This is a genomic window from Aquamicrobium sp. YD-1-mutant5, assembly GCF_059509755.1.
In genome coordinates, this window is record NZ_JCAKKP010000005.1 from 1 (window position 1) to 23,414 (window position 23,414).

The 23,414-nt window shown below is 62.9% G+C and carries 20 protein-coding genes and 2 pseudogenes; 9 read left to right on the forward strand and 13 right to left on the reverse strand.

The annotated features are described in order from the left end of the window. The first annotated feature begins 156 nt into the window (after window positions 1-156). Together AC5XE7_RS09910 and AC5XE7_RS09915 are read left to right on the forward strand one after the other, a co-directional pair. Window positions 157-1,206: a histone deacetylase family protein gene (locus tag AC5XE7_RS09910; protein ID WP_495365898.1), complete on the forward strand. Its 1,050-nt coding sequence runs from the start codon at window positions 157-159 to the stop codon at window positions 1,204-1,206. 24 nt (window positions 1,207-1,230) lie between these two features. Beyond that, window positions 1,231-1,923, forward strand: coding sequence for a GntR family transcriptional regulator (locus AC5XE7_RS09915; RefSeq protein ID WP_280198070.1), 693 nt, complete (start codon window positions 1,231-1,233; stop codon window positions 1,921-1,923). Window positions 1,924-1,938: 15 nt separating this feature from the next. Here AC5XE7_RS09915 and AC5XE7_RS09920 read toward each other — a convergent pair whose 3' ends face one another. From AC5XE7_RS09920 to AC5XE7_RS09935, 4 genes are all read right to left on the reverse strand, one after another. Beyond that, window positions 1,939-3,348, reverse strand: a complete 1,410-nt coding sequence (locus tag AC5XE7_RS09920; protein ID WP_495365899.1) for an FAD-binding oxidoreductase — start codon at window positions 3,346-3,348, stop codon at window positions 1,939-1,941. 16 nt (window positions 3,349-3,364) lie between these two features. Further along, window positions 3,365-4,486 carry an NAD(P)/FAD-dependent oxidoreductase gene (locus tag AC5XE7_RS09925; RefSeq protein WP_495365900.1) on the reverse strand — a complete coding sequence of 374 codons (1,122 nt, stop codon included), beginning with the start codon at window positions 4,484-4,486 and terminating at the stop codon, window positions 3,365-3,367. Then, window positions 4,486-5,175 carry a GntR family transcriptional regulator gene (locus tag AC5XE7_RS09930; RefSeq protein ID WP_495365901.1) on the reverse strand — a complete coding sequence of 230 codons (690 nt, stop codon included), beginning with the start codon at window positions 5,173-5,175 and terminating at the stop codon, window positions 4,486-4,488. Before AC5XE7_RS09930 ends, AC5XE7_RS09925 begins: the two co-directional genes overlap by 1 nt. 346 nt (window positions 5,176-5,521) lie before the next feature. Next, a complete protein-coding gene (locus AC5XE7_RS09935) occupies window positions 5,522-6,547 on the reverse strand; it encodes a zinc-dependent alcohol dehydrogenase family protein (RefSeq protein WP_495366046.1) in 1,026 nt (341 codons plus the stop codon). A gap of 104 nt (window positions 6,548-6,651) precedes the next feature. Here AC5XE7_RS09935 and AC5XE7_RS09940 point away from each other — a divergent pair, with 104 nt between their 5' ends. Continuing rightward, window positions 6,652-7,557, forward strand: a complete 906-nt coding sequence (locus AC5XE7_RS09940) for a LysR family transcriptional regulator (protein WP_495365902.1) — start codon at window positions 6,652-6,654, stop codon at window positions 7,555-7,557. Window positions 7,558-7,575: 18 nt separating this feature from the next. Here the strand turns inward: AC5XE7_RS09940 and AC5XE7_RS09945 are convergent, their stop codons facing one another. The 6 genes from AC5XE7_RS09945 to AC5XE7_RS09970 form a co-directional block, all read right to left on the reverse strand. Beyond that, complete coding sequence (locus tag AC5XE7_RS09945) at window positions 7,576-8,817, reverse strand: FAD-dependent oxidoreductase (protein WP_495366047.1); 1,242 nt, start codon at window positions 8,815-8,817, stop codon at window positions 7,576-7,578. Between the two features lie 22 nt (window positions 8,818-8,839). Beyond that, window positions 8,840-10,984 carry a TonB-dependent receptor domain-containing protein gene (locus tag AC5XE7_RS09950; protein WP_495365903.1) on the reverse strand — a complete coding sequence of 715 codons (2,145 nt, stop codon included), beginning with the start codon at window positions 10,982-10,984 and terminating at the stop codon, window positions 8,840-8,842. A 212-nt stretch (window positions 10,985-11,196) separates the two neighbouring features. Next, window positions 11,197-11,919, reverse strand: coding sequence for an ABC transporter ATP-binding protein (locus AC5XE7_RS09955; RefSeq protein ID WP_495365904.1), 723 nt, complete (start codon window positions 11,917-11,919; stop codon window positions 11,197-11,199). Continuing rightward, entirely contained in the window at window positions 11,891-12,682 is a 792-nt protein-coding gene (locus tag AC5XE7_RS09960; RefSeq protein ID WP_495365905.1) for an ABC transporter ATP-binding protein, read from the reverse strand. Before AC5XE7_RS09960 ends, AC5XE7_RS09955 begins: the two co-directional genes overlap by 29 nt. Then, entirely contained in the window at window positions 12,679-13,869 is a 1,191-nt protein-coding gene (locus tag AC5XE7_RS09965; protein ID WP_495365906.1) for a branched-chain amino acid ABC transporter permease, read from the reverse strand. The genes AC5XE7_RS09960 and AC5XE7_RS09965 overlap by 4 nt, the downstream gene beginning before the upstream one ends. Before the next feature lie 3 nt (window positions 13,870-13,872). Further along, window positions 13,873-14,790 (reverse strand): branched-chain amino acid ABC transporter permease, encoded by a 918-nt coding sequence (locus AC5XE7_RS09970; RefSeq protein ID WP_183831746.1) that lies wholly within the window; start codon window positions 14,788-14,790, stop codon window positions 13,873-13,875. A gap of 242 nt (window positions 14,791-15,032) precedes the next feature. Between AC5XE7_RS09970 and AC5XE7_RS09975 the strand changes: the two genes are divergently transcribed. The 6 genes and pseudogenes from AC5XE7_RS09975 (at window position 15,033) to AC5XE7_RS10000 (ending at window position 20,311) form a co-directional block, all read left to right on the forward strand. After that, on the forward strand, window positions 15,033-16,169 hold the full coding sequence (locus tag AC5XE7_RS09975) for a branched-chain amino acid ABC transporter substrate-binding protein (RefSeq protein ID WP_183831747.1): 1,137 nt from the start codon (window positions 15,033-15,035) through the stop codon (window positions 16,167-16,169). Between the two features lie 271 nt (window positions 16,170-16,440). Continuing rightward, a pseudogene (locus AC5XE7_RS09980) lies at window positions 16,441-17,148 on the forward strand (4-hydroxyphenylacetate 3-hydroxylase N-terminal domain-containing protein); the annotation flags it as partial. 6 nt (window positions 17,149-17,154) lie between these two features. After that, on the forward strand, window positions 17,155-17,892 hold the full coding sequence (locus AC5XE7_RS09985) for a 4-hydroxyphenylacetate 3-hydroxylase C-terminal domain-containing protein (RefSeq protein ID WP_495366048.1): 738 nt from the start codon (window positions 17,155-17,157) through the stop codon (window positions 17,890-17,892). 103 nt (window positions 17,893-17,995) lie between these two features. Next, window positions 17,996-18,417 (forward strand): annotated as a pseudogene (locus AC5XE7_RS09990) (RidA family protein). A gap of 12 nt (window positions 18,418-18,429) precedes the next feature. Next, on the forward strand, window positions 18,430-19,107 hold the full coding sequence (locus AC5XE7_RS09995; protein ID WP_495365907.1) for a DUF1028 domain-containing protein: 678 nt from the start codon (window positions 18,430-18,432) through the stop codon (window positions 19,105-19,107). Window positions 19,108-19,297: 190 nt separating this feature from the next. Next, window positions 19,298-20,311 carry a LysR substrate-binding domain-containing protein gene (locus AC5XE7_RS10000; RefSeq protein ID WP_495365908.1) on the forward strand — a complete coding sequence of 338 codons (1,014 nt, stop codon included), beginning with the start codon at window positions 19,298-19,300 and terminating at the stop codon, window positions 20,309-20,311. Between the two features lie 120 nt (window positions 20,312-20,431). On the opposite strand, the gene AC5XE7_RS10005 is transcribed toward AC5XE7_RS10000, so the two are convergent. From AC5XE7_RS10005 to AC5XE7_RS10015, 3 genes are read right to left on the reverse strand one after another with little or no spacing between them, the layout of a single operon-like run. Next, window positions 20,432-21,013: a HutD/Ves family protein gene (locus AC5XE7_RS10005; RefSeq protein ID WP_495365909.1), complete on the reverse strand. Its 582-nt coding sequence runs from the start codon at window positions 21,011-21,013 to the stop codon at window positions 20,432-20,434. After that, entirely contained in the window at window positions 21,010-22,434 is a 1,425-nt protein-coding gene (locus AC5XE7_RS10010; RefSeq protein WP_495365910.1) for an aspartate ammonia-lyase, read from the reverse strand. Before AC5XE7_RS10010 ends, AC5XE7_RS10005 begins: the two co-directional genes overlap by 4 nt. 11 nt (window positions 22,435-22,445) lie before the next feature. Next, window positions 22,446-23,270 carry a hypothetical protein gene (locus tag AC5XE7_RS10015; protein WP_495365911.1) on the reverse strand — a complete coding sequence of 275 codons (825 nt, stop codon included), beginning with the start codon at window positions 23,268-23,270 and terminating at the stop codon, window positions 22,446-22,448. Window positions 23,271-23,414 lie beyond the last annotated feature (144 nt).

The following is a 23,414-nucleotide window of genomic DNA, read 5'->3' on the forward strand; positions in this document are numbered from 1 at the left end:
CCGTGCCACAACGGGAAGTACGGCGATATGCGCGCCATCTGGCACTCGCTCAGCAGAAACAAATCACCCATCACGGCCTCCTTCAGCAAAGACCGTGAATCACAGATCAAACCAAATTAATAGGTCCTGAGCCTAGGCTCTGAAAGGAACCATCCTATGCGTGCTTTCTATCATCCGGATCAGGCGATACATAATCCGCTGCAATTCATGCGCTATGGCCGCATCTGCGAAGCGAACGACGTGCCGGCGCGCACCGAGGAACTGCTGAAGGCGCTTGCACGGATCGGGATCGAGCCCGAGCAACCACAGGATTACGGCCGTGGCCCGGCCGAAAAAATTCATGCCGTCCATTACCTCGATTATCTGGAAACAGCCTATGGGCGCTGGCTCGACCTGCCGGAGCATGGCCCGGAAGTGCTCCCCAACACCTTCCCCTACTGGAACGGCGATCCTTCCAGAGATATGCGCCCGCCCTGCCCCACCGATCAGCTTCTGGCGCAAACGGGGTACTATCTTGGTGATCTTGCGGTTCCGATCGGCGAACACACCTGGCAATCGGTTCTGCGATCAAGCCATACAGCCACGGCCGGCGCTGACGCCCTGCTCGACGGGGAAACGCTTGCCTATGCCCTGTGCCGCCCGTCCGGCCATCACTGCCGCGTCGATCGTGCTTCCGGCTTCTGCTATATGAACAATTCCGCCATCGCCGCCCAGCGCCTGCGTGAGAAGTTCGCGAAGGTCGCTGTTCTGGACATCGATGCGCATCATGGGGATGGCACGCAGGAAATATTCTACCGGCGTCGCGATGTTCTGACCGTCTCTGTCCATATCGATCCCGATCACTACAACCCGTTCTTCACCGGCCGTGTGCACGAGACCGGCCATGGGGATGGCGAAGGATACAACCTCAACATCCCGCTTGCCCCCCACAGCGGTAACGACACCTTCCTGGATGGAGTTCAGCGGGGCATCGACGCCGTCAAGACATATGGTGCAGAAGCTCTCGTTCTTGCCCTTGGCTACGACACCCATGTGGAAGATCCGCTGAGCATGGTAAAGGTTACGACAGAAGCCTTTTCTGCCGCAGGCGGGAAGCTGGGAGACCTGAACATCCCCGTGCTGGTCGTGCAGGAAGGTGGGTATCAGGTTTCGGTCATAGGCGCATGCCTTGAGGGCTTCCTTCGCGAATTGCAGTCAGGTGCCTGACCGGACCTAAAAGGAGGCGCAAGATTGAACGATACCACTGGTGACAAGAGCAGCCTTGCCGCTGAGGTCTACGACCAGCTTGCCTATGATCTGATGTCGGGTGCCCTGCCTGCAGGAACCCGGCTTAAGATCCGTGACCTCGCGGACAAGATTGGCGTGAGCGTAACCCCCGTTCGCGACGCAGTGCTGCGGCTTGTAAACAATGGCGGCCTTCTTTTTCAAAGTCCGCGCGATATCCGCGTGCCATTTCTCGAACGCTCCCGCTATCTGGAGATCCGCATGATCAGGGTCGAACTGGAAGGTCTCGCCGCAGAGCGCGCCGCCCAGTTCGCCAAATCCAGCGACATCGCATACCTCGAAGACATTCTGGCCGAGAATGAAGAGGCGATGGCGATGGACGACCATCTGCGCTCGCTGCGAATGAACCAGAAATTTCATCTCGCATTGCCCGAGATCGGAGAGATGCCGACGCTGCGCGGCGTGCTTGAGAACCTTTGGCTGCAGATGGGTCCGCTGATCGCCTCCGGATACGATGCCGGCGGACGTGTGATGATAGACCATCACTACAGCGTGCTGGAATCCATAAGGCTTGCCGATGGGCCGGCAGCACGAAAGGCGATTCAGGACGACATCCTCAGCGGCGGCGAAGTGCTCTTGTTGCGCGGGGCGCTTGCCGGGGAGCGGGAACGGGAGTTGTCCGCGGCGCGGTCCGCTTAAGCCGTCCGGTAGGCCTCACACCACCTTGCCCGGGTTCATGATACCATGTGGGTCCAGTGTGGATTTCAGCCGCCGCATCAGCGAGCGCTCCGTTGTGCTGCGAAAGCGATCCGCAAGCTCCACCTTCGCCTGCCCCAGACCATGCTCGGCGGCAATCGATCCGCCATGGCGAACGGCAGCCTCGTAAACGGCCTGTGAAAGCTGCATTTCGCGCCCCTCGAAGTCAGCGCAGCCTTCGGGTGGTGAAAGATTGAAATGCACATTGCCGTCACCGAGATGACCGAACGGATTGACGTGCACGCCCGCCAGAACCCTTTCTGCCCCGGATGATGCTTCACCCACGAATGCCGCAAGCCGTGCTACAGGCACCGAGACATCGTGCTTGATCTGCCTGCCTTCCAGACGCTGCCCTTCAGGCAATTCTTCCCGAATTCTCCAGAGAGCGGCACGCTGGGCTTCGCTGGTCGCAATCGTCCCATCAAGCACGTCCCCTGTTTCGAAAGCCGCACTCAAGGCACGATCCAGAATGTCGGGCAGCACGATTTCAGGAATGGAGGTCGCGATCTCGACCAGCAGATAGACCGGACCCGGTATCTCAAGCGGTCGGGAGATGTGGGGGACATGCTTCAGGAGCAGCGAGAGGCCAGGCTCATTGAAGAACTCCACGGCCGCCAGAAACTCGCCCGTCAATGCACGAAGCAACGCTCCGATGCGCAGGGCAGCATCGAGATCCGGCAGGGCAAGCAGGGCTGTCGCGCGCGCGACCGGCGCCGGAAACAGCCGCAACACAGCTTTGGTGACAATGCCGAGCGTTCCCTCCGATCCGCAAAACAGCCGGCGCAACTGATAACCGGCATTGTCCTTGATCAGGGCACGCGAGCCATCCCAGACGGTGCCATCGGCAAGAACGACCTCAAGGCCGAGCACCAGATCCTGCATCATTCCGTAGCGCATGGCATGGCTGCCACCGGCATTGGTGCCAATCAATCCCCCGATCTGGGCGCTGCCTTCAGCCCCCAGATGCAGCGGAAAGGCAAGGTTGTGTGCGGTGAGCTTCTCATGAAGAAGCGCCAGAACGACCCCTGCTTCCACGGTCGCGGTAAAGTCCACAGCATCGATCGTGTGGATGCGGTTCATCCGCGCCATCGAGAGGATCACGCTGGCCGGGCTGATTGCCACGCTGCCCCCGTTGAGGCTGGTGTTTCCACCCTGTGGAACAATGGAGATCCCATGCTCAGCGCAAAGCCGGACGATGGCCGACACCTCCGCAGTGCTTGCAGGCCGGGCAATGCCACGCGGGACTTCGCCATAACGGTCCAGCCAGTCGCGCGCATGAGCGGCTTTGTCTTCAGGACGTGTCAGCCATCCTCGTTCGCCCAGACACTCCTTCATGGCGAGGTCGAAGGCACAATTCCTGTCGCGCATATTCTGTTTCCGGATATCAGCCATCAGAGCGGGTGAGCGCCTGCGCGACGTGCCGGGCGATGGCGAGACATGAGGTGAGGCCGGGGCTTTCGATGCCGAACAGGTTCACGAGACCTGCAATGCCGTGGGCATCAGGCCCCTGAATGACGAAATCGGCGTTGGCTTCGCCGCGGCCCGAAAGCTTGGGACGGATGCCGCTGTAGGCCGGTTGCAGGCCGTCATCCGCCAGCTCGGGCCAATAGGTGCGGATCGCGCCGTAAAAGCGCTGCGCGCGGGCCGGATCGACCCGATAATCGAGCCCGTCCACCCATTCCACATCGGGGCCGAAGCGTGCGATGCCGTTCAGGTCCAGCGTCAGGTGGATGCCGAGCCCGCCCGGCTCCGGCACTGGATAGATGAGGCGCGAGAAGGGAGCGCGGCCGGTGACCGAGAAGTAATTGCCCTTGGCGAGGCGCTGCTGCGGAACGAAACGCGGATCAAGCCCTTCGAGCGCACCGGCCAGAGCCGTTGCCCCAAGCCCGGCCGCATTGACGAAATGGCGGGTGGCGATCTCGAACGTGTCGCCGCTTTGGGTGTCGCGCGTCGTCAGCACGACACGTGCGCCTTCCACACGGCCGCCGGAGATTTCGGTGTTGAGGCCGAGCATGGCTCCGGCCGCTTCGGCATCGCCCAGCAGAGACAGCATCAACGCATGGCTGTCGACGATGCCGGTGTCGGGCGAGAGCAAGGCGGCGGTGCAGGCGAGCGCCGGCTCCAGTTCCTTCGCCTCGGCCGCAGTCAGTTTCTGCAAGGCGCCGGCCCCGCTTTTTCCGGCATTGTCGGCAATGGCATCCAGCGCCGCCTCCTGCCCCGCGCTGGTGGCCACGATCACCTTACCGCAACGCTCATGCGGAATGCCACGCTCTGCACAATATTCGTAAAGGCTATCGCGACCGGACACACAAAGCCCGGCCTTCAGCGATCCGGGCGCATAGTATAGCCCGGCATGGATGACCTCGGAATTGCGCGAACTCGTGGCCGTGCCAATCGCATCGGCAGCTTCGAGGATGAGGACGTCCCGTCCGCTCAAAGCCAGTTCCCGCGCCACGGCAAGACCAACGACACCAGCACCGGCAACGATGCAATCGACTTCATCCATCAAAGTTGGCCCGCATTGGATTTGGAACGCGCCGTCAGCCTGTCCAGAATGATGCTGCCCGCGTCGCCTATATCGCTTTCGATCGCGCGCTCCGCGGCATCCGGATCGCCTGTCTCCACGGCCTTCACAAGCTCATGGTGATGATCGATCATCACCCGCCCGCCCGGCTGATAGGCCTCCGCTATCAGCGGCCCCATCTGAAGCCACAGACGATGAAGAATGCCGCGCAGCAGTGGCAGTCCGGCAATGTCCGCGAGCGCAAAATGGAAGGTCTGGTTCAATTCAAGCGCCGCCGCCCAGTCGCACGCAGCCAGCGCCTGCTCATTGCGCCCGACAAGATTGCGCAGCCGCACAACATCTTCCGGCACGGCACGCAACGCCGTCTCCCGTGCCGCCAGTCCTTCAAGCTTCAGCCGGATCATGCGGATTTCGCGGTAGCGGTCCGGCGTGATCACCGGCACGCGCACCTCGCGCGCCGATTTCTGCACAAGGGCATCATCCTGAATAAGTCGCAGAATGGCATCACGCACCGGCGTGACGCTGGTGCCGAGCGACTGCGCCAGATCACGAATGGTGAGGCGTGCATCCGGCGCGAAGCGGCCTTTCATCAGGGCCTCCGCCAGCCGGTTGTAAACCGTCTCGCCAAGGTTTTCCTTTTCCAGCACCGCGAGGCTGAAGTCTGGCTGCATGCCGCTCCCATCCTGTCATCAACACTTTGACCGAAACAGATATCGGCACATCAAAAAACATGATGCATCACACACCAAATAGCAAGACTGAAAAAGCGGTTTATGGCAACGCCGCATGCGAGAAAGTGAAGAGCAGTGTCCGGTGACGGTTCCGCTTACAAGAGTGCGGAAAACGACTGGCAGCGGGATTGCGGCCTCAAAACATGCCGCATGTGCCGCCACCCGAAAACAGCAAATGCCGCGGAGAATGAATATCTGCTTGTCTCTGCCCTGCTGCAGACAGAGACAAGCCGTCATGCCTTTGGTCCCCAAGATCAACACATGAAAGCGCATACGCGCCCCGACGTCACCCCACGTCGATGACGAGCTTGCCGAACGCGCCGCGGTCCAGCCTGTCGAGGGCGGCAGGCAGATCGGCGAAGGGATAGCGCGTGTCGATGACGGGTTTGATGCCTGTCTGGTCGACTGCGGCGACAAGGTCTTCCAGCGCTCTGCGATGTCCGACGCCGATGCCGTGAACGACCACGTTCTTCAGCATCAGCGGCCCGGCGGGAGCGGCAATGTCGAAACCTTCCATAACGCCGATCTGATAGATGCGCCCGTCTATGGCCGCGGCCTGCACCGCCTTGCCGAGATGCGGTCCGCCCACCAGTTCCAGAACATGATCGGCACCATGATCCTGCGTGATGCGCAGCACGGCCTCTGTCCAGTCCTGCGCCGTGCGGTCGATGCCGTGATCGGCCCCGAGCAGCCGTGCCCGTTCCAGCTTTTCCGCGCTGCCTGAAATCACGACCACACGGGCCCCATGCGCCTTCGCGATCTGAAGTCCAAACAGGGCAACGCCCCCGGTTCCCTCCACGAGCACAGTCTCGCCAGCCCGGACCCTGCCCTTTTCCACAAGGGAAAACCATGCGGTCAACCCCGCGCAAGGCAGCGTACTCGCTTCCGCATCGGACAGCGTTGCGGGTGCCCGCACGAGCCATTCCTCCGGAAATGCCACATATTCCGCCAGCACGCCCTGATAGACCCCGCCAAGCGTGCGGTAGGGTGGCGTGCGCGCATCCCCTTTCGGCGCCCCGTCGATCCAGTCCGGCGCAAAGTTCGATATCACCCTGTCGCCGATGCCGAAGCGGCTGGTGCCTTCTCCGACGGCAGCCACCTCTCCCGCGAGGTCGGAACCGGGCGTGAAAGGAAAGGCAAGCGGCAAGCCCATGCCGCCATCGATCACCAGCCTGTCGCGATAGTTGAGAGAGGCCGCGTTCACCTTCACGAGAACTTCACCAGCCTGCGGGCGGGGCACCGGAACCTCGCGCAGCTCAAGCCTGTCGCGGCCGATGCCATCCATTTCCCAGCGCTTCATCGTCTCTTTCATCATCCGGTCCTTGTCCCGATGTTTAGAACGGGACCATATCGTTTCCATATCCTATCCAGTGGTGATATTTATTCCACTGATCGGATAGTTGAGGATGACAATCGATGAGCGATCATCTCAATGGCGTGGATGTTTTCGTGGCGGCGGTGGAATGTGGCAGCTTCGCCGCTGCGGCCGAGCAGCTTCACCTCACGCGCTCGGCGGTGGCCAAGACCATCGCCCGCATCGAGGCACGGCTGGAGGTGCGCCTTTTCCATCGCACCACGCGCAGCCAGAGCCTCACCGAGGACGGACAGGTCTATTACGAACGCTGCTCAAGGGCGCTTGAAGAACTGCGCATGGGCGAGGCCGCGCTGGAAACCGGCCGCCGCGAGGCCTCAGGCAGACTGCGCGTATCGATGCCCGTGCTGTTCGGGCGGCGCTGCGTGGCGCCGGTTCTCGCCGGTCTGGCGGCCAGCCATCCAAGGCTGGAAATCGATCTCTCCTTCAGTGACCGCCCGGTGGATCTCACCGAGGACGGCTTCGACCTCGCAATCCGCAATGGCGATACGGGAGATGGCGCCGGACTGATGACACGCACGATCAGTCTTCAGCGCATGACCGTATGCGCATCGCCCGACTACGTCGCCAGACATGGCACGCCCCAAACGCTCGACGATCTGATGGCACATCGCGCCATCACCTATGGCCGCGCCGGCCGCATCCGGACATGGCAGTTCCCGACCTCCGAAAATGGAATGCTGGAGGTCACGCCGGCCAGCCGGATGAGGTTCGACGATCTGGAAGCCATCGCCGATGCCGCGGAGGCCGGCCATGGGCTGGCATGGCTGCCCTGCTGGCTCATCCGCGAGCGTGTTCACAACGGACGCCTGTTTCCGCTCCTGCAGGACGTGCCGCGTCTGGTGTTTCGCACTCACGCGCTGTGGCCCGAAACCCCGCATCTTCCATTGCGGGTGCGCCTTGCCATCGATGCTCTGGCGGCAGCCCTGCCCGGAAGCGCGGAACTGTAGGCCGCCGGCGAAGACAGGTCAGCGCGCCTTCAGCGCCGCCATGTTCACCTTCTCCGAACGGATGCCCAGTCCGACGAGGCGCCCGGTCAGATGGGCGAGAAACGGCCAGCGGGCAATGCCCTTCACGAAGGAAGGCGGGCCGCTGCGTTTCACCGCACTTTCCTGACGCTTTTTGCTGCTCGACTGCATCATGAGCTGAAGTTTCTGCGTGGCTTTGGTCGGGAAGACACGGCGCTTTTCCACCGCCGCAAGATGGCGGTCGGCCAGCCTGCCCTCGCGCAGCGGCACGGACAATATGTTGGCCGCCGCCACGGCATCCTGAATGGCGAGGTTCACGCCGAAGCCGCCGATGGGCGACATGGCGTGCGCGGCGTCCCCAATGCACAGCAGCCCCGGCCGCCACCAGCTTTTCAGCCGGTCGATGCGGATCGAAAGCAGGTGAACGTCATCCCATGACCTGATTTCCGCGACACGGTCGGCCGGCAGCGGCGAGACGGCCGCAACCGCTTCGCGGAACGCCTCGATGCCCTTTTCCTTCACCTCGGCGAAGCTGCCCTTGCGCACCACATAGCCGCACTGCCAGTAATCGCCGCGATCCACCATCACGAACCCCTGACGCGGCCCGCCGTGCCCCATCGTGTAGGGGGGATCGTCCGGCTGGTGGGAGAGCTTCATCCACAAGACGTCGCTCGGCGCGCCGAAGCTTTCGACTTCCAGCCCGGCCTTTGCCCGCACGATGGAATTGCGGCCATCCGCACCGACAACCAGCGGCGCCCGGATTTCGACGGAACCGTCCGGCGTGCGGGCGACAAGCCCGGCAATGCGCCCGCCGTCCTCGATCAGGTCGGTGACCTCGGCCGACATGACGATGTGGAAATTCGGCAGTTTCCTCGCTTCACGCGCGAGAAAGTCGAGGAAATCCCACTGCGGCATGAAGGCGATGAAGCGGCATTTCGTCGGCAGGCGCGAGAAATCGGCGATGGTGACGTCCCTGCCGCCGATCTCGGCATGCAGCCGCGGCGCCTGCGTGTGGGGCACCTTCAGCAGTTCGTCCAGCAGCCCGAGCTGGTCGATGATGTCGAGCGTTGAGGGATGCACCGTGTCGCCCCTGAAGTCGCGCAGAAAATCGGCGTGCTTCTCCACCACGGTGACATCGACCCCTGCCCGCGCCAGGAGCATGCCGAGCATGAGCCCGCCGGGACCGGAGCCGGCGACCACGCATTGCGTGTCGATCGTTCTGGATGTTGCGGGCTGGTCCATCATCGATCTCCTGTCTTTGCGGTCAGAACCGCGCCGCGATGCTGAATTTCAGCGTGCGGCCCGGACCGTTCATCGAATCCGCGGTCATTCCCGGCTTGTATACCTTATCAGTCAGGTTTTCTGCGGTGAAATTGAGATCGAGATTGTCGCTGACCTTGTAGGAGGCGAACGCATCGTAAAGCCGGTAGGGTTCGACGCCGGAAGGCGGCGTTCCCGTCGAGGCCTGCCCGCCATAGACGCTCTCCGAAACGCTGCGCACGCGCCCGCCAAGAGTGAGCCGGTCCTCGAACAGCCGAACCCCGGCCGTCAGCGTCCAGACCTGTTTCGGCGGCCCGGCGAAGACGCCGAGACCAGCCGACGGCACCGGCAGGTCCGCCGTGATGTGGTGATAGCCGAGGCCGGCAAAGGCGAAACCGGCATCATAGGCTGCGTCCAGCTCAAACCCTTTCACCTTGCTGGTACCAGCCACATTGTCGAAATAGAAGCAGGTCGCGGCCACGCAGCTTCCCTGCATGGAGACGATGTAATCGTCGATCTCGCTGGAATAGTAGCTGCCCTTGAGGCGCAGGCCGTCGCCCGCCCGCAGCACATTGTCGAAAACCAGATTGGCACCGGCCTCCCATCCCTTCGAGCGCTCGGGCTCAAGGAAGGGATTGGGATAGAAGCGCACGAAATTCCCGACGAAACCCGGATGACGGTTGGCCATCAGCGTTTCCGTGATCGCCGGCGGCCGGAAGCCGAGCCCATAGCTTCCGTAGACGGAAAGCCACGATGCCGGCCGCGCGGCCAGCTTTACCTTCGGGCTCACCGCCGTCTCGGATTTGTCGACCGAGAACGGGCCGGCCGGCACAGCCGGCATGCCTCCCGTTCCGGTGGTCGGGTTGTTGCCTGAGCCCGACAGCGAGAAGTGATCGATGCGCGCGGCTGCCGTCAGGTCGAACATACCCTTGGTCGCGGTCATCTCGGCAAAACCGGAAACGATGCTGCGATTGCCGGACGGCGTCCAGCCGGATGAGGTCTGATGTGTGTCGGGGCCGGTTTCTTCGGTGCGAACCCGGTCCCATGTGCCCTCCATCCCGTATTTCAGGGCCAGAGCGACATCGCCCGCCGAGAAGCGCGAGACGTTGCTGACATCGAAGCCGAAGCTGTCATTGTTGTAGTCGATGTCCTCGCCGGCAATCAGGTTGCCGGTGAACCAGTACTGGTTGACCTTGGTCTTGTTGTAGTAGGCATTGGTGCGCAGATCGACCAGATCGCTGTCGGGATCGTAACGATGCTTCGCCGTCAGCGTCGTGACATTGGCGTCGAACTCGGTGGAGTTGAGCGCGAATTCGTTGTGATAGCGGATGAAGCCGAGATCGAGCGTCTGGTCATCGCTCAACTGAAGGCCTACCTTTGCCAGCCCCGAAATGAGATCCTGTCCGGTCTGGTCGGCGTACTTCCCGTTGCCGTCCCTGTAGCGCCCTGAATCGCGAAAGCTGAGCGCGCCGATCCCGGAGATGCGGTCGTTGCGCGCACCTGCGGCCAGCGTGCCCGACCAGTTGTAGCCGTTCGTGCCGTAAGTCGTGCTGGCTTCAGCACCCCAGTTCTTGCCGCCGGTGAGAATGTCGTCCAGTTCGAGCGTCCGAAAATTGACGATGCCGCCGAGCGAGCCAGCACCGCCCTCGGTCGCGACCGTTCCCTTCGCGATGGACACGCCGCGAACAAGGGCGGGGTCGATGAATGCCATGCCCATCGGCCCCGCCGTCGTGTACTGGAAAGTCTGGCGCGCACCGTCGATCGAAACGTTGGTGCGGCCGAAATCCTGCATGCCGCGTACGTTTACAGAAACGCCGGGCATCCGCGCCTGCCCTTGCGTGAACACGCCGGGAACCGTTTGCAGGATGTTGTCCGGCCGGCCGGGTCCGATCTGCTTTATCTCTTCGCGTGTCACCGTGCGAACGGATGACGACGCACGGAAATCCGCCTCGCGCAACGCCCTGGCGTCCTCGGCACCCAGCCGTGCCCGCTTTCCGGCAGGCACCACGATGGTGTCGAGCAGGGTGGAGTTCGCGTCGTCCGCAGTTTGCTGCGCCGATGCATGGGTCATCGCGCATAGAAGCGCGACACCCGTCGACAAAGCGGTGGCGACAAGCAGCTTCTCGCTGCGCAGCGGAACAATGGCCACGGAACTCTCCTGAAAACCGAATGGTTGGAGTTCGCGTTTTGTAATTATATAACATTACGAGTCAAGTTTAAAAAACAGATCGCACCGGTTCCATCAAGGATGGCCGGTGCGATTGCCGCAGGGGCACTGCTTCCCGAAAACCGCTCCGGGAACACCGGCATATGCCTGCTCCCCGGAAGCGCCCACCGTGTCCCGTCCTTGAAGGCTCCGGCCTAGAGATAGAGGTGGCGGATGGTATCGTCCTGCAACAGGTCCGAGCTCTTGCCGCTCAGCGCGATCTTGCCGCGGATCAGCAGATAGCCCCTTTCGGCGATCGAAAGGGCGGTTTCCGCATTCTGCTCGATCAGCAGCACGGCCTTTCCCTCGTCGCGGATACGGGAAACGATCTGGAAATATTCGTCGATGAGCTTGGGCGACAGTCCGAGCGACGGCTCATCCATCACCACCAGCCTGGGATCGCCGATCAGCGCGCGCGCCAGTGCTACCATGGCCTGCTCGCCACCGGACATGGTGCCGGCTTTCTGGCCCAGCCGCTCACGGATGCGCGGGAAGAGATCGGCCATGCGTTCGAGCTGCGTCTCGAAGTCAAGCGCAGGATTGCGCGCCGCATCGAAGGCAAGCCGCAGGTTCTCGCGAACGGTCAGCGTCGGAAACAGCCGCCGCCCCTCCGGAACGAAGCCCGCGCCAAGACTGGCCAGCCGTTCCGTGCCGCATTCCTTCACGTCCTGTCCGGCAATCCGGATTGAGCCGCTGTCGCTGCGCAGCAAGCCGCAGATCGCATTGAAGGTGGTGCTCTTGCCAGCGCCGTTCGGCCCGAGCAGGCACACCATCTCGCTCGGCCCCACCTGCAGCGAGACGTCCCGCAGCATCGGCACCGAACCATAACTCGTGCTGACGGAATTCATCTCAAGCATGATGCGCTGCCTTCTGTCCAAGATAGGCTTCCTGTACGCGCGGCATCAGCCGCACCTGCGAGAAATCGCCATCGGCGATCTTGCGACCATAGTCGATCACCGCCACCCGGTCGGGCAGCGCCGCGACGAGGCGCATGTCATGTTCGATGATCAGGAAGGAGAGACCGGGGCGCTCGGCCATCACCCTGCGCACATCGGCCATCAGCCCGTCCGTGTCGCGGTCGTCCATGCCGGAGGACGGCTCGTCCAGCATGATGACCCTGGGCTCCGAGGCCAGCGCCCGCACGATCTCCAGGCGCCGGCGATCGGCCTGCGGCAGCGCGCCGGCAAGCGTGTGCCGGCGGGCATGCAGTTGCGGCGAGACCGCATGAAGCAATTCGCCTGCCCGCACGGCCGCCGCTTCAAGCTCGGCCCGCGCGGTGGCGGGACGCAGCAAGGCGTCGAAGACGCCGGATCTGGTGCGGGTGTGCATGCCTATCAGCACGTTATGCAGAAGGGTCAGGTCGTTGAACAGGCGGCTGGACTGGAAGGTGCGGGCAATACCGGCCGCTGCGATGCGATGCGCAGGCCAGCCCGTAATGTCCTTACCCTCCAGCTTCATGCTGCCATGGGTCGGCCGGTAAATGCCGGAGATCAGATTGAAGAGGGTCGACTTTCCCGCCCCGTTCGGGCCGATGATGCAGACCACCTCGGAATGGTTCAGCGTAAGGTCGACCTCGGCGACCGCAACCAGACCTCCGAAGCGGATCGACAGGCCGCGGACTTCAAGCAGCGGATGGCTCATCGATGGGCTCCGTAGTTTCGCGCGCGCTGCGGGAACAGTCCCTGCGGGCGCAGGATGAGGAACAGGATCACCACCACGCCGACAAACAGCAGCCTGTAGTCGGAGAAGATGCGCAGCTTCTCGGGCAGCATGGTCAGCAGGAAGGCTCCGATGATGACACCCAGCGTGTTGTCCATGCCTCCAACGATCACCATGGTCATGATGGTCACGGAGACGAGGAAGGTGAAATTATCCGGCGAGATGTAGCTGACATAGAAGGCGTAGATGGTGCCCGCGAACGCCGCCAGAAATGCATCCACGCCGAAGGCCAGCATCTTGTACCAGACGATGTCGATGCCCTGGCAGCGTGCCGCCAGCGGGTCGGCGCGCAGGGCGTTCCAGGCAAGCCCGACCCGGCTATTGTGGAGGCGGCGGGCGGCGATGATCGACAGGCCGACGAGCGCCGCCGACAGGTAGTAGAAGTTCGCCTGGCTCGGCAGGCGGAACCCCAACACCTCGATCGGGCGGGTGAACGAGTGGCCGAAAAGGCTCGGTGCGGGAATGCCGACCAGCCCGTTCGCGCCTCCTGTCCAGCTGAAGTTGTTGAGAAGCTGATGCACGACGATGCCAAAGGCGATGGTGACGAGCGCCAGATAGCTGTCCTTCGTCCGCATCGACGGAAAGCCCAGCAGAAAGCCGAATATGGTGGCGACGACCGCCGCAACCGGCAGTGTCAGCCAGAACGACACCCCGAAATTGATGGCCAGAAGCGCCGAGGTATAGGCGCCGATGCCGTAGGAGGCACCCGTCGCGAAATTGGGAATGTTGGCGCTGCCCAGCTGGAAGTTCAGCGCCAGCGCCAGCACGGCATAGAGCTGCGCGACGATGAGCAGATGCAATGCATAGCTGCTGCCCTGCATGAAGAAGGGATAAACCATCACGATCACGGCTCCCAGCGCGATCGCCAGTTGCTGCTGATCATGAAAGGCGGCGACGATCCGCTCCTCGAACGCCGGGCGCCATTGCAGGAGGCCGAAGATGGCGCCCATGACGGCCAGCAGCAGGACCACGATTGCGGTCTGTTCGCTGAGCAGGAAGGCGCCCAGCAGGACCGCGCTGCCAAGCTCCACCGCCACGACGATGGAGGCATCAAGGCTCGTGCCGGAGCGCTCCACCGGAGCCTCCACTTGAATACCGGTTTGCGACATGGATCACACCTTCTCGAAAACGGGTTTGCCGAGCATTCCCGATGGTTTGAACACCAGGACGAGGATGGTCAGCATGAAGATGAAAACCAGCCTGTAGGACGCGCCATCGGGAACCAGCACCTGAACCAGAACGTCCACGCCCGCGATCAGCAGGCTGCCTAGAATGGCTCCGTTCATCGAGCCGAGGCCGCCGATCACCGCCGCCGAAAACCCGATCAGACCGAGCTGGATGCCGAAATCGAAGCGGACCACGCCCGCATGGCTGACGAAGAACACCGCACCGATCGCACCCACCGCCGAGGCGATGAAGAAGGTGACGGCAAAAATGCGGTCCGGCCGGACAGCCATCAGGCGTGCAATGCTCAGATCTTCGGCAACCGCACGGATGCGCACGCCGACCGGCGTGTGGCTGATCAGCGCGAACAGGGCCGCGACCATGGCAACGCTGACGCCGATCACGATCAGGCTGAACACGGGAATGACCACGTCGCCGATCTGGATCACGCCGGTGGCGATTGCCGGAAACGGCTTGGGATTGGAGCCTTGCGGGTAGAGGGTGCGGATCATTTCGCGGATGACGGTGCCGAGGGCGACCGTTGCGACGAGCGCCATCATGGCCGGAGAGGTGCGAAAGCGCCGGATCACAAGCCAGTCGAGCAACACGCCGAGCAAGCCGATGGCGGCCATGGCCGCCAGTATCGCCACCAGCAGTGCTGCCGACGCCCCGAGCGGCATGGCCATGGCCGTAACCGCCTGAACAATGGCCAGTGCGATGAAGGGACCGACCATCGCCACGTCGCCGTGCGAAAAGTGAATCACATTCAGGACGCCGAAAAGCAGGCTGAAGCCAAGCGCGATCAATGTGTAGATGCTGCCAAGCACCAGCCAGTTGAGCAAGTGCTGCATAAGCAGAGCGTCCATCAAGATCCTCCCTCTTCATGTGGCGCTGATGGTCCAGCTTATGAGCGCCTTCTGTTCCAGCGCAAAGCAAAAGCCTGAGATTTTGACTAGGGTTTTCCGAAGCAGGCCATCGGAAATTACGACTTTCTATCGCAGGGGCGATCCCGCAGCCTGCATCATCGGCTGACGCATGAGCATGTTCCGGGCCCGGATGCCCGAGCGATCGGCACGGCCGGAACAAGGGAACGAACGGGAGAATAATAATGAGAACATCACTTATGCGCCGGCGCACTGTGCTGGCGGGACTAATGATGCTGTCGACGGCCATGGCCATCATGCCTGCCGCCGCGCAGGACAAGCCGCATATCAAGCTTGGATTCATCGGCCCCGTCAGCGGCGGCAATGCCCAGCAGGGTCTGGGCGCCCGCAACGGCTTCCTGCTCGCGATAGAGCAGGCGAACGCGGCCGATTACCCCTATCAGGTCGAGCCTGTGGCGCTTGACGATGCCTCGGACCCGCAAACGGGTGTCGGCGCCGCCCTCAAGCTGGTCAACGATCCCGATGTCGTGGCCGCCATTGGTCACTGGAACAGCCCCGTCGCGCTCGCCACCATGCCGGTCTTTCACCGGTCCCAGATGCCGATGATCGTCTGGGGCGCCATCAGCCCGCAGATCACCCAGCAGAATCTTCCCGAGATCACGCGCGTTACGCCTACCCTCGTTGCCGAAAACCATCCGCTGGCGGACTGGGCGGCGACCGGGCTCGGCGCAAAGAAAATAGCGATTTTTGCCGACACCAGCGACTACGGCACCGCCAACTCGCAGGCATTCGACGGCTTCTTCACCGAGGCCGGCGGCGAGATCGTCGCCAAGGAGCTCTTCCCCGTCGGAACGGTCGATTTCCGCACGGCGCTGACCAAGCTGCGCGATGCGTCGCCCGATGCGATCTATTTCGGCGGCGTCATCGCCGAGGCGGGCATCCTGCGCAAGCAGATGGCCGAGGTGGGGCTGAACATACCGATGATCGGCATTTCCGGCTTCTACGATCCGGACTTCATTGCCCTGGCCGGACCGGCCGCGGAAGGCACGATGGTGAGCTATCCGGCCTCGCAGTCAAATCCGAAGCTGGAGAAGATGAATGCCGACTACGCAGCAAGGGCGTTTTCGGAGCCGACGAGCCCCTACACCAAATACGCCTATGACGCGACCAACATACTGCTGACCGTGATCCGGGAAAAAGGCATCGACGACAAGGTGGCGCTGGCCGAGGCCATCCGGGCGATCAGCTATGACGGCGTGCTCGGCACGACCACCTTCGATGAGAACGGCCAGACCCGGATAGAGGTCTCGATCGAGATCAAGGAAGTGCGCGACGGCGCCTGGACGGACCACAAGAAATAACCCGCTCCTTCCGATGCCGGAGCGCCTTCTCCGGCATCGGAAAAACTGCTGCAGGGCTGCGGAAACCCTTATTTTCGGTGTCTGCGCCGGCTTGTTACCACTGTCTGGAACCCCGCCCTGCAAGCGGCCGGGAACGAAGGCCCCCTGGGCCTTCCCAGCCACGACTTCCCAGCAATGCAAAGGACAACTGATGATCAGGACAGGTCAGGAATACAGGGATTCGATCCGCGACGGCCGGCGGATCTGGGTCAACGGCTAACGCGTCAACGACGTCACCACCCATCCCCAGTTCAAGCCGCTGGTGGATATCCGCGCCCGCATCTTCGACATGCAGCACGAGGAAGCGCATCGCGACATCATGACGGTGGAGCAGGACGGAGAGCGCAACGCGCTCGGCAGCGCCCTGCCCCGCACGCAGGACGACTGGTGGGCCAAGCGCCGCGCCACTGATCATATGCTCAACGAGATCGGCGGCGTCGTTACCCGCGTCGGCGACGAAACCGTGGGCGAGATGTGGTCCCTCTTCGACGGTCAGGACGTGCTGAACGAGGTCGACCCGCAATTCTCGAAGAATATCGAGACCCACATCCATCGCGTTCTGCGGGAAGACCCCTTCCACGTTTCGGCAAACACCGACCCGAAGGGCGACCGCTCGAAGGCGCCTCAGGATCAGGATCCCGACATGCTCCTGCATGTGGTGAAGGAAACCGATGCGGGCATCATCGTTCGCGGCGCGAAATACGAGACGGCGGCCGCCTATGCCAATCAGGCCTTCACGAAGCCGACGATTGCCCACTGGGGCAACAACGCCCTCAGCGACTACGCCGTGGGCTTCATCTGCGATCTCGGCAGCGAGAACCTGAAGTTCATCTGCCGCACCGGCTTCGCCGGCCGTGCTCCCGAAAAGGACTATCCGCTGGCCAACAAGTTCGACGAGGTCGACACGATCGTCATTTTCGACAACGTGCTGATCCCGTGGGAGAACGTGCTGTTCTATCGCCACACCAAGGCGGCGACCTTCATACGCGCCACCCTGCACCGCTATTCGGCCTTCGCCTTCGTCCAGCGCAACCTCAAGGTTGCCGACATGATGATCGGCGCGGCGCTCTTCAATGCGCGTCAGACCGGCCTCGACAAGCAGCAGGCCGTGCAGGAAAAGCTGGCCCAGCTTGCCGTCTACCGTGAAGGGATCAACGCCCACCTGACGGCAGCGATCGCGCTCGGCGAACGTTCGCCCGCCGGCCTGATGATGCCCAACCAGTCCCTGCTCTACACGGGCCGCGTGCTGGCCTGCTCGCAACTGAATGAAATGATGCACATCGCCCGCGAGCTCGGCGGCGGCCAGATCTGCGTCACGCCGGATGCTGCCTCCTTCGAGCATCCCGACACGAAGCCATGGCTGGAGAAATATTACAGCATCAATGAGGAATGGGTGGCAGACGACCGGCGCAAGCTGCTTGCCTTCGCCCGCGACCTTCTTAACTCCGATTATGCCGGCCACCGGCTCACCTTCCAGTTGTTCGCGCAGTCTCCGCCCTTCGCCCATCTTGCCGCCGTCTACCGGAACTTCGACTGGGATGGTCCGCTGGCTTTCGTCAAGGATGCCGCAGGCCTGTCCGACCGGGTGATGGGCGGACGCACCCTCTCCGCAGGCGACAGCGCGATTTCAAGCTGGTTCTCGACCGACATCGGCACCCACGCAAAGCGCGCAGCCGCGGAATGATCTTCTCCGGACGGCATCCGCAGGGATGCCGTCCTCCCCCATCCCCTGGCCCCAGCCCCATTGCCCGGATCATCCGGGCCTCAAGCGACACGGAAACGACGACATGATCCACAAGCGGCTTCGCCCCTTCAACACCAAGAAGACCTACCCCGAACAGAACCTCGACAACGACCTGAGCCAGGGCGTCGTCGCCCGCGACACCATGGTCTTCCTGCGCGGTCAGGTCTCACAGGATCTGGAAACGCGTGAGTGCCTCCATGTCGGCGATGCCGGCAAGCAGACGGCCAAGACGATGGAAAACATCAAGATGCTGCTTGAGGAAGCCGGCAGCGAGATGGCGCATATCTGCCGCATCGTCTCGTCTATGTCACCGACATCCGCTACCGCGAGGCCGTCTATCAGGAGATGGGCAAGTGGATGAAGGGCGTGCATCCCTGCTCCACCGGCATTGTTGTTCCCGCTCTGGCGCAGCCGGAATGGGTCGTCGAGATTGAAGTCACCGCCGTCATTCCCGACGCCGCATAAGGGGATGCCGCAATGACCTTTTCCATTTCCGCCCACTGTCCCGATACCGGCATGTTTGGCATCGCCGTGTCCTCCTCATCACCCTGCGTGGCCGCGCGCTGCGCCCATGCCCGGGCCGGCGTGGGGACGGTGGCAACGCAGAACATCACCGACCCGCGGCTGGGGCCGAAAGGGCTGGACCTCATGGCCTCCGGTCTTTCAGAAACGGATGCGCTGGAAGCGCTGAAGCGCGAAGCCCCGCATCTGGAATATCGCCAGCTTGCGCTGGTGGATGCGCAGGGCCGCACCGCCTCGTTTTCCGGCGAGCGCACGCTTGGAACCCATCGGGTCGCGACCGCACCGGGCGTCATCGCGGCAGGCAACCTCCTGTCTGATCCGGGCGTGCCCGAAGCCATGGTGGCGGCCTTTTCCTACAGTGCCGGACAGGGAATTGGCGATCGCCTGCTGGCCGCGATGCGTGCAGCCGAAGAAGCAGGCGGCGAAGAAGGTCCCGTGCATTCCGTCGGCATGCTCCTCGTCCGCAAGGAGGCATGGGCGATCGCGGACCTGCGCGTCGACTGGGCCGATCATGACCCGATCGGCGAGCTTTCCGAATTGTGGGAGCGCTGGAAGGGCGAAATGGAAGCCTATGTCTCGCGCGCCCTCAACCCCTCCGTCGCACCGAGCTATGGCGTGCCGGGCGACCTCTGAGGTCCGGCACACCGCACGGCAGGCTGTGCACTCCCTGACTGAAGCAGGTGCCGCGTTTCACCATGCGGCACCGCCTTTACCGGACCCGCCGCGATGCGCACTCTGGACATTCTCGACAGGCTGATTGCCTTTCCGACCGTCAGCCGCCAGTCGAACCTCGCCCTCATCGACTATGTGCGCAGCCTTCTGGATGGCGCGGGTATGCGTGCATCACCTGAGCCCCGCAGCGGCGAAGATCGTCGAGAACGGCGTGTTGTGCGTCAACGTCCTCAGGGACGACCAGTCCTATATCTCGGACACTTTCGCCGGCCGCTTCCGGGACGAAGTCAGCGACAAGTTCGAGTGCACCGAGTGGGTGAACATGCCCTCCGGTGCTCCGCGCATTGCCGATCCGCTCGTTGCCTTCGACTGCCGGCTGATCTCTTCGGAAAAAGTCGGAACCCACTACATTTTCCTGTGCGAGGTGCGTGATCTGCATATTGCCCGCTCGGGTTCGCCGCTGATCTACGCCAACCGCGCCTATGGCGCTTCCACGCGCATCGACGGCGCGAGATCCCTTGCGGCCGCCCGCATGAACGCCGGGGCAAAGCTCTCCGTCGGATGCTTTCACACATTCGGTCCCTTCATCATGCCGCGGCTGATCGAGAAGATGGAGGGGATCGGCATCCGCCTGATCGAGGGCGACCAGCGCCGCCTCAGCGAAAGCCTGCGGGCCGGCGAGAGCGAGATCGGCCTGCTCTACGACATGGATCTGGACGACGATCTCGTGAAGATCCCGGTGGACGAGCTGCATCCCTACGTACTTCTTCCCGACGGACACCGTCTGGCGGCGCAATCGGAAATCGAGCCCACGGAACTGGCCGAGGAGCCGATGGTGCTGCTCGACGCGCCACCGAGCGCCGACTACTTCGCCGGGATCATGCGCGCGGCCGGCGTCAATCCGCTGATCGCCCATCGCTCTGCCTCGTTTGAAATGGTGCGGGGCATGGTCGGGCATGGGCTCGGCTACGCGCTGCTGGTGACCAAGCCCGCCTCCGACATGACCTATGACGGGCTGAAACTGGTGGTCAGGCCGCTGGTGGGCCAGAATACGCCGAGTTCCATCGTCATCGCCCATCGCAGGCAGGAAACGCTGTCGGCACCTGCCCGGCGCTTCATCGAATGCTGCCGCGAGGTTTTCATGAAAAAAGCCCCGGTCGCCTGATGGCGCCGGGGCCGAATAGAGCCTGACGTCCCGCTTCCGGCGGCCCCCTGGATTAGCAATCCAAATCGGTGAGGGAGCAACCGAAAACCGCAATCCGCTTTTCGGCCCGATGCTCTGGCCTCAGCCGCGAAACTGTCCGCGTTTCAGGGCAACGGCCAGAACGGCTGCGTCCGGTAAAAGACCGGCGAAAGCAGGCTCATCAAGAAGCGCGCTGTCGCCTTCTTGCAGGCAGACCGTTTGCGACGCCCCTTCGATCTCGCATCCACCCCTGACCGCGAACAGAACGATCACCTCCTTCTGCGCGGTCTCAATATGCTCGCTCCGCGTCAGGATGCGCGCCGGCCCCAGCTTCCACGCATTCCGCGCAGCCATGACGTTGAGAACCCGCACCGGGCCGAGGGTCGGATTCCCGTGCGGCGTAAGGCCGGAATCGAAAGTGTAGGGCTGCAGGGGCGCCAGCTCCGCCTTGTGAGTGCCGAAATCGAGCGACAGCGCAGCTCCCTCGATCAGGGTGATGGTGCGCTCCACCCCCGCAAACGCGGAAAACAGCCCGGGTTCGGCAATGGTCGCCCGGCTGACCCTCACCTCGAACGCATCGCGCGTCGCCTCTTCGGGAAGCAGGCACACTTCGTCGGTCGATCCGGTTCCGTTCTTCCAGGGCAGCGTCACGTAATCGCTGGCGGGCAGATGGCGGATGCTCACAGGCTTGCCTTTCCCGCATCCGGCAAGGCACAGGCTGCCTTTTCGAGCGCGCTGAATTCCTCCGCCGACAGATAGCCGGCCTCCACCGCCAGATCCGCCAGAGCGCGTCCCTGCGCCAGCGTCGCGCCGGCCAGCTCCGCCGCCCGTTCATAGCCGATGACCGGAACCATGGGCGTGCACATCGCCGTGCTGGCGTCGAGCAGCGCGCGGCATCGCTCGGGCCGCGCCTCGATGCCGCTCACGCACTGATCGGTCAGCGTACGCATCCCGGCGGCGAGCAGCTTCAGCGCGTCCAGCAGGCTGTGGCCGATCACCGGTTCCATTGCGTTGAGCTGCAACTGACCGGCCTCGGCCGCGAAGCTGACCGTGACGTCATGGCCGATGACCCTGTAGGCGATCTGGCTCACCACCTCCGGGATCACCGGATTGACCTTGCCCGGCATGATCGACGACCCCGCCTGCACCGCCGGCAGTTCGATCTCGCCAATGCCCGCGCGCGGTCCGCTCGACAGCAGGCGCAGATCGTTGCACATCTTCGACAACCTGACCGCCAGACGGCGCAGCGCGCCCGAAAGGGAAACGAGCGCCCCCATGTCGGACGATGCATCGATGAAATCGGCGGCAGCCGTGACCGGCAAGCCGGAAATCTCTGCAAGATGGCTGATTGCCGCCGGAGAATACTCTGCCGGCGTGTTGATGCCGGTACCGATCGCCGTGCCGCCCAGATTGACGACATGCAGCTCTTCAAGCGCTGCCGAGACCTGCCGCGCTTCCTGCACAAGGCCGGTCGCAAAGGCCGAAAATTCCGCACCCAGCGACATCGGCACCGCATCCTGAAGCTGCGTGCGGCCAAGCTTGAGCACAGTGGAAAACGCAGTTGCCCTGTCACGCAATGCCGAAATGAGGCGGTAAAGCTCGCTCTTCAGCGGATCGGCGGCCAGTATAAGGGCGAGGCGCAACGCTGTCGGGTAGACGTCATTGGTGGACTGCGACCTGTTCACATGATCGTTCGGATGCAGGGCAGCGTAGTCGCCACGGGCGCGGCCCAGCCTGTCCAGCCCCAGATTGGCAATCACCTCATTGGCATTCATGTTGGTGGACGTTCCCGCCCCACCCTGGATCATATCGACGACGAATGCGTCGTGATGCTGCCCGCCGATCAGCAGCCGGCAGGCCGCTTCGATCGCATCGAGTCTGGCCGTTTCCAGAACGCCGAGATCATGATTGGCCCGCGCAGCAGCCAGCTTCACCATGGCAAGAGCGCGCACCAGATCCGGAAAATCACCGACGCGGATGCCGGATATCGGGAAATTCTCGACCGCACGTTGCGTATGAATTCCAAACAGCGATTCGGCAGGAAGGGTGCGGGCGCCGAGCATGTCTCTCTCGGTCCGCAATTCGGCACTGGAATGCATTGTCATGGCGGGGCTGGTCAGTCCTGTGTTTCAAGACGCCACATCTCGGGCGCACTTTGGAGAGGGTATGGGCTGAGGGGGATGAAGCCGCCCTCCGGCGTTATGTCAATGCGAATCCTGTCCGGCTGGTACCCGGCCCTCTCCGGAAATCCCACATATCGACCGGCTCTGGGTCTGCAAAGATCGGGATGCAGCTCAAGGCTGCCGTCGGCGCGACGCCTCGTTTCGACCAGCCACCCCCCTCCCAGAAACCGCGTGGCGCCCCGCAGGTCGCCTGAACGGATCGCAGTGCGAATGAGGGTCGAAGAGACCCGAATGCCGGCATGCGCGACCTCCGGCGCGATGCTGACACCGAAGCCGCGCAACGCGCTCAGCTCCGACAGCATGCGCATGTCCCCGGATCGCTTGTTGCCGAACCGGAAATCGGGACCGGCAATCACGTGCCGCACGCCCAGAGCCTCCACCAGAATATCATCCACGAATTCGGCAGGCGACATGCCGGCGAACGACCGGTTGAAGCGGGGCGAATAGATGAAATCCACCCCATATGGCGCCATCAGCAATCGCTTGGCGGACGGTGTCGCCAACCGGAAAGGCTCATCCTGTGTCGCAAAGAAGCTGCGCGGATGGGGTTCGCAGGACATGACCGAAACCGGATGTTTTCCGGCGATGCCATGGGCCATGTGGACGAGTTGCTGATGTCCCACATGCAGGCCATCGAAATTGCCGAGAATGAGAACGGCCCCCCGAAGCGGATGATCGCCGGCGAGGCTTTCCGTGACGATCTCGGGCAGAGCACCCGCTTTGCGCGAGGCGAAGGTGGAAACAACCGGCGACATCATCGGGCAGCAGCCTGTAACTGGACTGCTTCAGATTAGGGCCGCCAACGGAAGAGAAAAAATCGTATGTTTGGGGGCAATGGATCGGAAATTCCGAGGCATTTCCGGGCAGAATTCCGGAACATGATCCATCATTGCCGGGCCGGT

Bases quoted from the DNA above. Each gene is read 5' to 3' on its own strand.
- AC5XE7_RS09910 (WP_495365898.1), top strand. From the start codon at position 157: ATGCGTGCTTTCTATCATCCGGATCAGGCGATACATAATCCGCTGCAA.
- AC5XE7_RS09920 (WP_495365899.1), bottom strand. From the start codon at position 3,348: ATGCGCGACAGGAATTGTGCCTTCGACCTCGCCATGAAGGAGTGTCTG.
- AC5XE7_RS09925 (WP_495365900.1), bottom strand. From the start codon at position 4,486: ATGGATGAAGTCGATTGCATCGTTGCCGGTGCTGGTGTCGTTGGTCTT.
- AC5XE7_RS09930 (WP_495365901.1), bottom strand. From the start codon at position 5,175: ATGCAGCCAGACTTCAGCCTCGCGGTGCTGGAAAAGGAAAACCTTGGC.
- AC5XE7_RS09935 (WP_495366046.1), bottom strand. From the start codon at position 6,547: ATGAAAGAGACGATGAAGCGCTGGGAAATGGATGGCATCGGCCGCGAC.
- AC5XE7_RS09940 (WP_495365902.1), top strand. From the start codon at position 6,652: ATGAGCGATCATCTCAATGGCGTGGATGTTTTCGTGGCGGCGGTGGAA.
- AC5XE7_RS09945 (WP_495366047.1), bottom strand. From the start codon at position 8,817: ATGGACCAGCCCGCAACATCCAGAACGATCGACACGCAATGCGTGGTC.
- AC5XE7_RS09960 (WP_495365905.1), bottom strand. From the start codon at position 12,682: ATGAGCCATCCGCTGCTTGAAGTCCGCGGCCTGTCGATCCGCTTCGGA.
- AC5XE7_RS09965 (WP_495365906.1), bottom strand. From the start codon at position 13,869: ATGTCGCAAACCGGTATTCAAGTGGAGGCTCCGGTGGAGCGCTCCGGC.
- AC5XE7_RS09970 (WP_183831746.1), bottom strand. From the start codon at position 14,790: ATGGACGCTCTGCTTATGCAGCACTTGCTCAACTGGCTGGTGCTTGGC.
- AC5XE7_RS09975 (WP_183831747.1), top strand. From the start codon at position 15,033: ATGAGAACATCACTTATGCGCCGGCGCACTGTGCTGGCGGGACTAATG.
- AC5XE7_RS09995 (WP_495365907.1), top strand. From the start codon at position 18,430: ATGACCTTTTCCATTTCCGCCCACTGTCCCGATACCGGCATGTTTGGC.
- AC5XE7_RS10000 (WP_495365908.1), top strand. From the start codon at position 19,298: ATGGCGCGGGTATGCGTGCATCACCTGAGCCCCGCAGCGGCGAAGATC.
- AC5XE7_RS10010 (WP_495365910.1), bottom strand. From the start codon at position 22,434: ATGACAATGCATTCCAGTGCCGAATTGCGGACCGAGAGAGACATGCTC.
- AC5XE7_RS10015 (WP_495365911.1), bottom strand. From the start codon at position 23,270: ATGATGTCGCCGGTTGTTTCCACCTTCGCCTCGCGCAAAGCGGGTGCT.